A 12,751-nucleotide genomic window follows, 5' to 3' on the forward strand; every position below is an offset into this window, starting at 1 on the left:
GTCCTCCACGAAAAGATGAGAAATGGATACCGTGACCCCGGATGTGAGTCAATCAAATCAACGCATTAAACGCCGGTTTGGCTGTTGCGGCAGTGCAACAGACGCCGAATTTCCGCAGGCAGTCTGGGTAATTTGGAACGATTTTCGCGGAGCGGCAAGACAGGTCAATTGTTTAGCCGCCGCTCCCAAGCGAGCGCCGACCGGACGATCTCCTCGATATCGTCATGACGCGGCACCCAGCCCAAGGCGCTTCGAATACGGGTCGGATCGGCGATCAGCGTGGGCGGGTCGCCGGCGCGGCGGGGACCCTCCCGCACCGGCAACGGCTTGCCGATGACGCCTTCCACCGCGGCGACGACTTCGCGCACGCTCCGGCCGCGGCCATAGCCGCAATTGTACGACGTCGAGGGCGCGCCACCCTTGAGGGACTCCAGTGCCAGGATGTGGGCGTTGGCGAGATCGGTGACATGGATGTAATCGCGCACGCCGGTACCATCGGGCGTCGGATAATCGGTCCCGAAGACATCGAGATGGGGAATACGGCCGAGCGCCACCATGCAGGCGCGCTTGATCAGATGGGTGGGCACGCGCGACATCTGCCCGGTCCGGCCCGCGGGATCGGCGCCGCAGACGTTGAAATAGCGCAGCACGATGTGACGCAGACCGGTGGCGCGCGAGACATCGTCGAGCATCCATTCCGTCATCAGCTTGGAGCGCGCATAGGGGCTGATCGGCGCCTTGCGCTCGTCTTCCGCGAGCGGCTGCGCCGCATCCTCCGCGAAGACCGTTGCGGTCGACGAGAAGATGAAGTGTTTCACGCCCCCGGTAACGCTGGCTTCGAGCAGGTCGCGCGACGCAACGACGTTGTTCTTGTAATACCAGAGCGGCTCGGCAACCGATTCCGGCACGATGATCGAACCGGCAAAGTGTATGACCGAGTCGACCTTGTGGGTGGAGATCACGTCGCGCACCAGCGCCTGGTCGCCGGCCTCGCCCTGGACGAAAGTCGCGCCATCGCCGACATGGCTGCGCAGGCCGGTCGAGAGATTGTCGAGAACCACGACGTCGTTGCCGCGCTCCAGGAGCGCGAAGACGGTATGGCTGCCAATATAACCGGCGCCGCCGGTGACGAGAACGCTCACGAACTCGCCACGGACTTATCGGGCGCACGGCCATAGGCGTCGTCGTAGCGAACGATGTCATCCTCTCCCAGATATGAGCCCGACTGAACTTCAATGAGGCGCAGCGGCCGTTTACCCGGATTTTCCAGTCGATGCCGCGCGCCGAGCGGAATGAAGGTCGATTGATTTTCCTGCAGGAGGAAAACCTTGTCGTCGCAGGTCACCTTCGCGGTGCCCTGGACAACGATCCAATGCTCGGCCCGCTTGGCGTGGCTCTGCAGCGAGAGCCGGCCGCCCGGCTTCACGACGATCTGCTTGACCTGATAACCGTCGCCGGCGTCGATGCCCTGGTAGCTTCCCCAAGGCCGATAAACGACCTTGTGCTCGTTCAGCTCGGGACGATCCGCCAGCTTCATCTGATCGACGATCGCCTTCACGTCCTGTGCCCGGTGCTTGTCGGCAACGAGGACGGCATCCTCGGTGACGATCACGACCACGTCCTTCACGCCGACGAGTGCGGTCAGGCCCTTCTCGCTGCGAACAAAGGAATCGCGGGCTTCATGGACCAGGACGTCGCCTTGCAGGACATTGCCGTTCTCGTCGCGGCTGCGCAGCGCCCAGAGCGACGACCACGCACCAACATCGCTCCAGCCCATGGAGCACGGCACGACCGCCGCCTTGTCGGTTCGTTCCATGACGGCATAGTCGATGGAGATGTTCTTGACCTTGTCAAACGCAGCCGCGTCCAACCGCACGAAATCGAGATCGCGCGAAGCGGAGGCGAGCGCGGCCTCGCATGCCTCGACGAGACCCGGCTCGTGCCGCCGCAATTCGTCCAGCAGTGCGTCGGCCCGGAACACGAACATGCCACTGTTCCACAGATAGTCGCCGGACGCGAGATAGGATTGCGCGGTCGCGCGGTCGGGCTTTTCCGTAAAACGCCTGACCGCATCGACTCCCGCGGCGACGGCATCGCCCCTTTGGATGTAGCCATAACCGGTCTCTGGACCATCGGGCGCGATGCCGAAGGTGACGATCCGCCCCTGCCGCGCAGCCGCCGTAGCCCGCGCCACGGCGGCGCGAAACGCTTCTTCGTCGCCCACGACGTGGTCGGAAGGCAACAGCAGGATAACGCCGGCGGGATCCTCGGCCGCAACCAACAGCGCCGCGATCGCCGCGGCCGGCGCCGTGTTGCGCCCAAACGGCTCCAGCACGATCGTCTTGGGCGACAGGCCGATGGCCTGCATCTGCTCGGCGACCAGGAAGCGGTGGCTTTCGCTGCACAAAAGAATGGGCGGCTGGGCGCCCGGAACGACCGCCCGCAGGACCGTGTCCTGGATCATCGTCCGCGCGCCGCTCAGGGCCAAAAGCTGCTTCGGCCGCGCGGTGCGCGACAGCGGCCAAAGCCGCGTCCCGCTGCCGCCGGAAAGAATGACAGGATAGATGGTCTCGCTGGAAGTCATGCCCTTCGATCCGATAAATCGTCCAATTTGTAACACATCAAGAAGAGCACTGTGAAATCGGCCATATCGAAATACTGATGGCCGCGAGGCGTGGGCTCATGGACGCCGTTGTTCTGCTGCAATTCGAAAGGCAGACAACCGGCATTCATCGTTAAAGGGCATAGCTCAGGGAAGCCTCGATGCTGGCTTGAAAGCCATGCCGCGGTCTCAACTGGTCATCCTGGAGCCGACCCTCCAAAACAACGTCGACGTTGCGGAACGGAACGGCAACCCTGGCTTCACCCATGTTTATGTGCACGGGCGCCGTCGTCGCGACGTTCCCGGCAAGATTGTTAGGATTCGATACGGCAGCGTGGTGGAACGAAACCGTATAGGCCCAATCGTCGGCATCGCGCCAAGCGCCCTGCAGCGTCAAAAGTGTCGAATCGCTATCCAGACTGAAACCGAGTGTGCGACCGCGATAGCGCATGCCGTCCATATAGCCCGCGTTGTTGTATGCAAAGCCGTGTTGGACGTCGCCGAAGCTGAAGAGATTCAGCGTGGGAACGCTATCGGCGTATTCCGCCGTCAGCCGAAGAGGATTGCCATCGACAGGCACCCAATAGCTCGCGCCGAACACATAGCTCGTGCCGGAGTGAACGATCGGATTGGAGTCCTCGTTCATCACCTGCATATAAACCTCATAGGGGGATCGGCCCAAAATGCCGCTGTACTTGATGTCGATCACGCCTTCGTCGTTCGTGTGGTTGACGTGCGAATTGTCGTTGGCAAATTCGAAGTAATAGGCCAGCGGCTTGCAAGGATGACCGCTGCCGCAGAATTCCTCGGTGCGCGCCAACCCGATTTCAAGCCCGGGAAGCGGATTGAGCGTAACCCGCAGGGCGTTGTAGAGCGTGTTCGTCGCTATGCGGCTATCGTCGAGCCAACCCACGAAAAATTCCATCTGCCAGGGACCGATCCAGGACAGCCACGGTGATTCGAAGGCGTCGGTTTCGTCCCGCGCGATGCCGATCTGCGGCATGGGACGGGCGTTGTTGGAAAGCGACATCGCCGAAATCCAGCCCGGCCCCCACCAATGGGTCAGGTAACCGCCATAGACCACCGCGCCGCCGATCTTCTGGGCGATATAGCTATCGTCCGGAACGAAGGCGGTGCGCCCGGTATGATCGTGGATTTCGGCGCCCGCCGACAGCCGGATGGCGGTCGTAGCTCCCATGTATTCGCCGGAAAACTGCGTCACCGCCGTTTCCCGGCCGAGGCCGTCGAAGCCGCGCACTGGGCTGGGCTCGTTCGTCCCATCAACAGTCGCCTGAAACCGCACCTGGCCGAAGCGCATCTGCGCTTGCGCAATTTGCGACACGCGGTCGGCGGCGCCGCGAACGAAGTCCGGCTGTCCGGCAAGCGCCGCCGGATCTTGCAGGCGGTTCAGGATGCCGGCCCAAGGGAGCGGCCATTGCGTCGTGATGCCGTCGATGACATGCGCCGCCGCCAGAATTTCGATATCGGAGCGAAGCTGCGGGTCGCCCACTTCGGCCCATGGCGATGCAAACGCTCGCGAGGCAGAGAGCAGCGCAAGGCACAAGCAGGCACCCACCAGCCAACCGTTCCTGCTCATTCAGCCCTCGCGCAAACACTGCCCGAGTAAGACCTTACCCGATGTTGCGATGCACACAAGACTGCGGCGAAAACGCTCAAGGAATTGCGAAAGTAACCGACAAGGAATTGGTGGACATGGTCCATTGCCTACCGCGATCTGTCTTACTTCAGGTGGTTTCGGCTCACGCTGTCGGCGGCCACGATTTTGTGTCGCATCTCGTTTGCGACGCGCGGCCAAGCTATGTCGCGGCGAGAGGCTTGGGCCGGCGCAAGTCGGATGCCAGCCCTTTGCCCAACAGCTTCACGAAATTGTCGCAGTAGCAACGCGCGATTTCGCGCTCGCTTCGTTCCGCAAGCGATCCACCGAACCGCCTGACTGGATTTCGGCCGTTCTTCATCTGCGGAAAATCGGACAGGAACATGCGGAACTCCTCCGACCGGTTCGGACGGCTTCGACGTCTTTAAGTGGCAGGATGCATCCATACCGGGTGTTCGAAACGCCCTTTAGGCCGGCTGCAGGATAGCACGGACCCTTTCGGCAATTGCGAGGGACGATGTCAGACCCGGAGACTCGATGCCATAGAGCGCGACGACACCCGACACGCCGTGATCGCGCGGGCCGGCGATCCGGAAATCGGCCGCGGGTTCTCCCGGACCGCTGATCTTGGGACGTATGCCGCTGTAGGACGGCTCCAGCGCGCCGTCCTTCAATCCGGGCCAATAGACCCGTATCGCGGCGTAAAACAGGTCGCCGCGCCGCGGATCGACGGCATAGTCCTCATGCGCGATCCATTCGACATCGGGTCCGAACCGGCCGCGGTCGCCCAAGTCAAGCGTGTAGTGGGTGCCGAGCCCATCCTTGTTCGGCAAGGGATAGACCAGCCTTCCGAAAGGCGCCTTGCCCGTCAGCGCGAAATAGTTGCCCTTGCAAAGATACGGCGTCGGTACGTCCGGCATGCCCAGCTTGATGGCCACCTCGCTCGATGCCAGTCCCGCGGCGATGACGACGCTTCGCGCCTTCAGCGCGATGGGCTCCGCGCCGCCGACGCGGACCTCGATTCCGTCGCTGTGCAGGCGACCGCCGACCAGCGGTGCATCCAGCGCGATGGACGCGCCGTTCGACTCCGCCTCGCCCCGATACGAAAGCATCAGGGCATGGCTGTCGACAATGCCGGTGTCCGGCGAATGAAGCGCGGCGGTGCAATGCAGTTCCGGCTCCATCTCGCGGGCCGCGGCGGCAGGGATCTCGACAAGATTGGGCACGCCGTTCGCGCGGCCGGCCTCCAGGATGGCGCGCAATTTTGCATGATCGTCCGTATCCGTCGCGACAATGAGCTTCCCGGTCATCCGGAACGGCACGCCGTGCGATCGGGCGTAATCGCGAAGCAGGCGATTGCCGCGGACGCAAAGCCGCGCCTTCAGGCTGTCTTTCGGGTAGTACATGCCGGCATGGATCACCTCGCTGTTGCGCGAGGACACGCCGGTGCCGATCGCGCGCTCACGCTCCAGCACGAAGACCTCGCGGCCCGCGACCGCCAGCGCGCGCGCCACCGCCAGCCCGATGACGCCGGCACCGATCACGATGCAATCGACACGTTCCATGATCCGATCCCGACCCCGATAGTCCGTAATGCGGACGGCGCCCAGTCCCCGACGACTTTGGGCGCCGTCCGGGCCCCGATCGCAGATCGGACCGAAACCAAGACGAAGATCGCGGCGGCAACCGCCGAGAACGCGAACCGGACGGTCCGGCCTGCGAAAATCCTCATCGTTCGGCCATCGCGATCAACGCCCACTCCGGACGTCGCCAAGCGCATCAGCGCGCCCGATTGTGGGCCCTCAGCCGCGACATCGAAGCACTGCGATATCCAGTGCCACCCGATTGCTCTACATCTCGGGCCGTCGAAATATGGACGGCCCAAAGCGTCTATGCCAATAAGGTCCACATAAAGCCCTCGGTGATCCATGGTCAAACCCAAGCCGGTCCGCAAAGCAGTCTTCCCCGTCGCCGGTCTAGGAACGCGCTTTCTACCGGCCACAAAGGCCGTGCCGAAGGAGATGCTGCCGGTGATCGACAAGCCGGTCGTGCAATACGCCGTCGAGGAGGCCCGCGAGGCCGGAATCGAGCAATTCATCTTTGTTACTGGCCGCGGCAAGCACATCATCGAGGATCACTTCGACCACGCCTACGAACTTGAAGCCCTGCTGAGCGGCCGCGGTAAGACCAAGGAACTCAAAAGCCTGCTCGAAAGCCTGCCGGACAGCGGCGCCGTGTCCTTTACGCGCCAACAGAAGCCTTTGGGCCTGGGGCACGCCGTGTGGTGCGCCCGCCATCTCGTCGGCGACGAGCCTTTTGCCGTCCTGCTGGTCGACGATCTGCTGGTTGGGACGCCCGGCGGCCTGAGCCAGATGATGGAGGTCTACAATGCGGTCGGAGGCGGCGTCGTCATCGCCGCGGAAGAAAAGCCGCTCGAGGAAGTGAGCCGCTACGGCGTGATCGCACCCGGCGCGATCAAGGGTAACGCCATCGAGATTAACGCCATGGTGGAAAAGCCCAAGCCCGCCGAGGCACCGTCGCGGCTTTGCGTCATCGGACGCTACATCCTTCAGCCGCAGGTATTCACCGAACTCGAGCGGCGTGAAAAGGGCGCCGGTGGGGAAATCCAGCTCACGGATTCGATGGCGCGCCTGATCGGGCGCATGCCCTTTCACGCCGCAAAGACGAGCTGTGCCCGCTACGACTGCGGCGACAAGGTCGGCTTCCTCCAGGCCAATCTCGCCGTGGGACTGCAGCGTCCCGATATCGCCCCACATTTGCGCATGCTGATCAAGAACTTGATGCCGTAACTGCTGCGCCTTAGCGTTGCCGCGGAAGTCGCGGCCCTCGCTAGTTGTTGTTCTGCAACACAGCCAGCGACGCAGCCGCAATGGCGAGTTGGCTGACAATCTGTGTGGCATCCTTCAGAAAGATACTCCAATCGAACGGACGCAAGTCCCTCGGAACGACGATCGTCGATCCTGGCGGGATATGACCTCCATCCCGGAATGTCAGCCAACTTTGCTCCGTCGGCATAGCGCTTCCATCCGGCAGCACGATGAATGTCTTGTCGTCATCGGCGGTCTGCGTAGGTCCGCCAGCCATCCGGATATAATCTTCAATGTTCAGATTGGCGCGGAACTGGAACGAGCCCGGACTGAGAACCTCCCCCGCCACGGCCACACTCGATGGCCGCTTGGGTATGTAAAGTGCATCGCCCGGCTCGAGGATGACATCGAGATCGGGACGGGAAGCAAGCACGACCGGATCGGCCGTCACGACGACGCGGCCCAACGCAGGGGTGTCGCGGATCTCCTGCGCCAAACCCGTGAGGAATTGCAGATCACTCGCCTGGTTGTTGCCTTGAGATGGCTTTGCTGCCAAGAACGCCAATTGCTGTTCCAACTCGCGCGCGGATCTGGCGTTACCCTCTTTCTCATGCACCGCCGCCGACCGTCGCGTGAAGATCGCGCCATAGGGATAGGCAACCTCGGTCACGCCGCCCGCGCGTTGAAGGACCGACGACAGCCTCTCCTCCCGTGTGACGTCGAAGATTCCGGGATATCGAACCTCACCGGCAACGGCGATCGTTCCGCCCGATCGATCTGAATAGACCTGACGCAAGCGAACGACATCGAAAGGGTTGAGAACCACGGATTGAAAGCCGGCATCGGCCATGGTGTACGAATTGCGGGTCGTGCGGGAGGCGCCGTTTTGCCGGTCGATCTGCGTGGACGTCACTTCGACCGACGATAGATCCGCTTGGGACAGCACACCTCCCGCAGCCTGAATTATTTCCGGCACCGTGGTTCCGGGACCCGCAGCGTAGACGCCGGGTAGGCGAACCTCATCCAGCACCCAGACCAGCTGATCCCGGACGGCGTTTTCCAGCATCATGCGCGGAACCCTCAGTTTATCCGCGATTCGGTCAGCTATCTGGTCGTCGGTCATCGCCGTGGGGGCGGCCGTTCCTGCGCCCGTGTCCAAGCGACTAAGCGCTTGCGCTGCCGCCAACGCGTCACTCTCGGGCGAACTGGATTGCGCTGCGGCACGCAGGCGCGGATCACTTGCGGCGAGCCCCACATCAGAGGCCGATGCCGAGGTATTCGAACCCAACGTCATGCTAGACGGCTTTGGGGCGGTGTTAGGCAACATGGTATCGGGCGACCCGGTATTCGGCGACCCGGTATTCGGCGACCCGGTATTGGGCGACCCGATATTGGGCGAAGCGGTATTGGGCGAAGCAGGGTTGCGCTCGGTAGCGGGCTGCGAAGCGGCGGAGTACGGTGTGTTTGTGTTCGCGGTGGCTATTCGCGCGAGGGCGCGCACTTCTTCAAGTGTAAATACATAGACCATGTCGTTCGATTGAAGCGCTAACGGCGTCTGGTGATCAAGCGCGCGGATCAGGGAAAACGGCAAAAGCTGGAGTGCGTTGGTACGCAAATCATGCCGTTCGATAAGACCGAATGGCGTATAGGCTTCTGGCAGAAGATCGTTGACGCTTCGAAACAGTCCACCCGTCGACCGAACCACCGGAAGGGGGCGAGTTCCCGGCTCCTGAACGGCTCCCATGATCGAGACGCGGTCTAGATTGGCGGTCCGGCTTGGATCGACGAACACGATTTCACCTGATCGGACCATATCATTTCGCTGAACCGGAACGAGGCGCGTCGTGCCGTCCCTGTCCAGCATCGTTTTTGAAATGTCGTACGAATTGGCGATGAGCACGCCACCGGCCAAGGTTACTAGCGCCTGGGCAGGCATCGCCGAGAGACCGGCGGGCAATTCGTAGATGCCGGGTCTGCCGACGTTGCCGGCAATTGCAACGGTCGTACCCAGCGGCGCCACATAGATGCGATCTCCCTCCTGGAGCATTCCGAGGTGACCGCTTCCTCCACCCAGAAGGATTGAATAGAGATCAATCTTGTGTGCGACGCCGTTTCTGATCAGCTCGACGTTGCGAAGACTTCCTGCCTTGGTGATGCCTCCCGACAGGAGAAGAGCATCGATCGGACTCGTGAGCGCGCTGACGATTCGCATACCTGGCGTGCGAACGTATCCGGTGACCAGCACGGATACCTGGTGGACCTCGCCCAACGAGACATAGGCTGAGGTGGAGACGTAGGCGCGGCCGACCTCCGCGGCGAGGGCCTGGCGAAATTCCGCGAGCGTCCGGCCAGTCGCCGGAATCGGATTGAGCTTTGGAAGAACGATAAGCCCGCTCTTATCCACATGTTGACGATAGGAGGCGTTTTCCTGGCCTCTCAGATCGAAAATCAGTTCGTCTCCAGGTCCGAGAATATAGCTGTCCTGAAGAGCCCCGTTCTGCACAACCGCCACCGCGGCAGGCACCCCAAGCGTCTCGTAGCCGATTTGGACCAGCGGACGACCTGCACGACGCGAATAGGCTTCCTCCAGATGGGAGATCGGCGCAAGTGGCTGGGCCGTCACCGGCTGATAGGTCTGCACTGCGGACTTATCAGGCAATGGATTTGTGGGAACCGGGCTTGTGGAATACGGGCTTGTGGAAAATGGGTTCGTGGAATCAGAACCGCCCGCTGATCTTTGCTGGAGGGCACGCAGCAGGTCCGGCGAAACATCTTGGGCGCCGGCAATACCCACTGCGCCGGCCAACACCAACGCAACGACGGACAGACTGCGGCCAGCCGCACGCGCCACCCGCCATTTCGCATGCGATCTTCTATGCAATAGTTCGTCCCATGCCCGCGGCTCGACGGTTTTTAGCGAACCCGCAATGGCCACGCAAGACTGCAAATGGAAACAATCGTTTGGCGGACAAATCCCGCACTCCGAATTCGATGGCAATATGGCCGTATCGGCTAATCTCCGGAAGGCGCATGTCCGATTCGAAATGCAGTCGGCCGAATTACGCAGGCGCAATCACCGCCTCCCGGTCCTTAGGGCACGCGGGTGGTTCACTTGCATGCCGTAACCAATCGCGACATACATTGCAGTTGGGTATTACAACCTTCGGACAAACTTCACGCGGCGACCGTGGCTAACCGGTATTCAACCGCGCACAGGCGCTCGTGCAGATGAGAGGTGCGTCCAGAGCGAGATTGCTGCTCGGCGCGGCGGCCTTGTGCGTCGCCACGATTACCGGAGCGAGTTGTGCAGTCGCCGGGGCCGTCGCAAATTCAAACGATCGCACGACCTATGGTGACCCAGGTATCCTCGAAATGCCGAGCGCCCGAATGGACCCCGACGGCACCATTTTTTTCACGGTCGGAGCCGTACAGGGCGCGCAACGATTCAATTTCAGCTTTCAAGCGCTTCCCTGGCTTCAAGCAAGTTTTCGCTACAGTCACCTCGCCAGCATCGGCGGAATAAAGAACGAGTTCGATCGCAGTTTTGGAATTAAGGTCCGGTTGGTCCAGGAATCCAGTCTGATGCCCGACATTTCGCTCGGCATTCGCGACATTTTGGGCACGGGAATCTACAGTTCTGAATACCTGACAGCGACAAAGCAATTTTCGACTGTCGAATTCACAGCCGGGCTTGGATGGGGCCGGCTCTCGGATGATGCGACGATACCCAACGTGTTTGCAGTAGTCTTTCCGTCGTTCAAGGATCGTCGGCCTTTCGGTGCCACCGGAGCGGTGAATTTCGGCGAGTTCTTTCATGGCCCGGACACGGGCGTATTCGCAGGCGCGATCTGGCACACGCCGATCGACAATCTCAATGTTCTTGCCGAATTCAGCACGGACAAATACCGCGGGGAGCAGGGGGCTGGCACCATCAAGATCAGATCGCCGGTGAACCTCGGCTTGTCGTATCGATTTTTCGATTCCGCGGCCGTATCGCTTGGCTGGTTATACGGCACAACCTACGGGGCAACGTTTACTCTGAGCGCCGATCCTACGATTCCCCTCTCGGTACAGAGACTCGCTCCGGAATTACCGCCGCCGAACATCCGCTCGCCGCAGCAACAGGTAGCTTCGCTGACGGAATTGCTGGGCAAAAACGTCCGAACGACGTCCGGCCCTTGGGTGACATTGCCGAGCGCGACTATCGACCGGGATAACTCGACAATATCCTCGGCTCTCATGAGCATTGGTTTACATGTTCGCGACGTGGAACTTGCCGGGAGAACCCTGCTCGTCAATGCCGACCTTGCCAGTGCGCCGAAATCTCAGTGCGACGGTTATGCGCGCCTTGTCGCAAACCTCGAAGTCCGAGTCGACACGATCGCGCTCTCTGATCTGGATGGCGCCTCGGGGCAGGTGACGTTTTGCAACGTTGTCCAAGCTTCCGAGACGTCTCAGGCAGCGTCGCCCGCCGGAAACGCGGAGATCGACGAGACGTCCGATGCCGAGATGAAGATTCGTCGAGACGTGGCGGCGCAGTCCATCCGCATCGAGGCTCTCGCGATTCAGCAGAGCGTTATCTGGCTTTTCATGAATAACTACCACTACCGGTCGGAAGATGAGGCAGCCGGACGTATCGCCAGAATATTGATGGCAGACGCGCCCAGCACGGTCGAGATAATGCATATCGTCTCGGTCAAGAACGGAATTCCCATGCGCGACTTCCAGATCTCGCGCAATGCGCTGGAGCGTTCGGCCACCGTCGAGGGAGGCTCGGCGGAGTTGGGCAATTCGATCGCGTTGCTTGCGCCGCCTTTGAGCAATCCCGTACTCGACCGCGCATTCGAAGATAGCTACCCGCGGTTTAGCTGGAACTTGGGACCGGGACTTCGCGAAGGGCTGTTCGATCCCGACCAGCCATTGGAAGTGCAAATATATGCTTCGCTCGAGGCAGCCATGCAGCTCACGCCGAACATCACGCTTGATGCGCGGCTTGAAGCCAATATCTACAACAACTTCAATCTTTCACGACCTTCCAACAGCCTTCTGCCGCACGTTCGCAGCGATATCATCAGCTATCTGCGCGATGGTTCCGACGGTGTAACCAAGCTCGATTTCGTTTATCGAACACGTCTTGCCCGAGACGTCACTTTTGAGGCCAGGGCCGGATATCTCGAACAGATGTTCGCTGGCGCGGGGGCACAAGCTCTTTGGCGGCCGGACGGAGGCCGGATCGCGCTGGGGGTCGATGTCTATCAGGTGTGGCAGCGCGATTTCGACGAACTCTATGGCCTTCAAAAATATCATATTCTGACCGGCCATGTTTCGGTCTATTACAATTCGCCATGGTACGGACTGAATTTCGCCGTTCACGGCGGGCGCTATCTCGCGGGAGACTATGGCGCCACGTTCGAGGTGACGCGGCGGTTCTCGACAGGCGTGGAAATCGGAGCCTTTGCGACCTTTACCAATGTGCCATTCTCAAAATTCGGCGAAGGCAGCTTCGATAAAGGCCTAATTATCCACATCCCGCTCGAGTGGAGCTTGCCATTTCCGAGCCAGTCTTCCATCGATTTCCTGCTTCGCTCGTTGACGAGAGATGGCGGCCAGCGTCTGGACTCCGACGATTCCCTGATAAAGGAGACGGATTCAACTAGCTTTGCGGAGGATTCGTCGCATCTCGATGACATTGTCTCGCCTTAGAAT

At 61.0% G+C, this 12,751-nt stretch carries 8 protein-coding genes; 2 read left to right on the plus strand and 6 right to left on the minus strand.

Annotated features, from left to right (window positions below; genetic code table 11):
- Window positions 1–164: 164 nt before the first annotated feature.
- The 5 genes from galE to WDM86_15555 form a co-directional block, all read right to left on the minus strand.
- Window positions 165–1,142, minus strand: coding sequence for a UDP-glucose 4-epimerase GalE (galE, locus tag WDM86_15535; protein MEI9991441.1), 978 nt, complete (start codon window positions 1,140–1,142; stop codon window positions 165–167).
- Window positions 1,139–2,584, minus strand: a complete 1,446-nt coding sequence (locus WDM86_15540; protein MEI9991442.1) for a mannose-1-phosphate guanylyltransferase/mannose-6-phosphate isomerase — start codon at window positions 2,582–2,584, stop codon at window positions 1,139–1,141. The genes galE and WDM86_15540 overlap by 4 nt, the downstream gene beginning before the upstream one ends.
- Before the next feature lie 151 nt (window positions 2,585–2,735).
- Entirely contained in the window at window positions 2,736–4,199 is a 1,464-nt protein-coding gene (locus tag WDM86_15545; protein MEI9991443.1) for a capsule assembly Wzi family protein, read from the minus strand.
- Window positions 4,200–4,419: 220 nt separating this feature from the next.
- Window positions 4,420–4,602, minus strand: a complete 183-nt coding sequence (locus WDM86_15550) for a hypothetical protein (GenBank protein ID MEI9991444.1) — start codon at window positions 4,600–4,602, stop codon at window positions 4,420–4,422.
- Between the two features lie 82 nt (window positions 4,603–4,684).
- On the minus strand, window positions 4,685–5,782 hold the full coding sequence (locus WDM86_15555; protein ID MEI9991445.1) for an NAD(P)/FAD-dependent oxidoreductase: 1,098 nt from the start codon (window positions 5,780–5,782) through the stop codon (window positions 4,685–4,687).
- Window positions 5,783–6,145: 363 nt separating this feature from the next.
- Between WDM86_15555 and galU the strand changes: the two genes are divergently transcribed.
- A complete protein-coding gene (gene galU, locus WDM86_15560) occupies window positions 6,146–7,027 on the plus strand; it encodes a UTP--glucose-1-phosphate uridylyltransferase GalU (protein ID MEI9991446.1) in 882 nt (293 codons plus the stop codon).
- A 40-nt stretch (window positions 7,028–7,067) separates the two neighbouring features.
- On the opposite strand, the gene WDM86_15565 is transcribed toward galU, so the two are convergent.
- Entirely contained in the window at window positions 7,068–9,686 is a 2,619-nt protein-coding gene (locus WDM86_15565) for an SLBB domain-containing protein (protein MEI9991447.1), read from the minus strand.
- A 611-nt stretch (window positions 9,687–10,297) separates the two neighbouring features.
- Here WDM86_15565 and WDM86_15570 point away from each other — a divergent pair.
- On the plus strand, window positions 10,298–12,748 hold the full coding sequence (locus tag WDM86_15570) for a YjbH domain-containing protein (protein ID MEI9991448.1): 2,451 nt from the start codon (window positions 10,298–10,300) through the stop codon (window positions 12,746–12,748).
- Window positions 12,749–12,751: the final 3 nt, after the last annotated feature.

The organism is Rhizomicrobium sp., from assembly GCA_037200045.1.
Lineage (GTDB): Bacteria > Pseudomonadota > Alphaproteobacteria > Micropepsales > Micropepsaceae > Rhizomicrobium.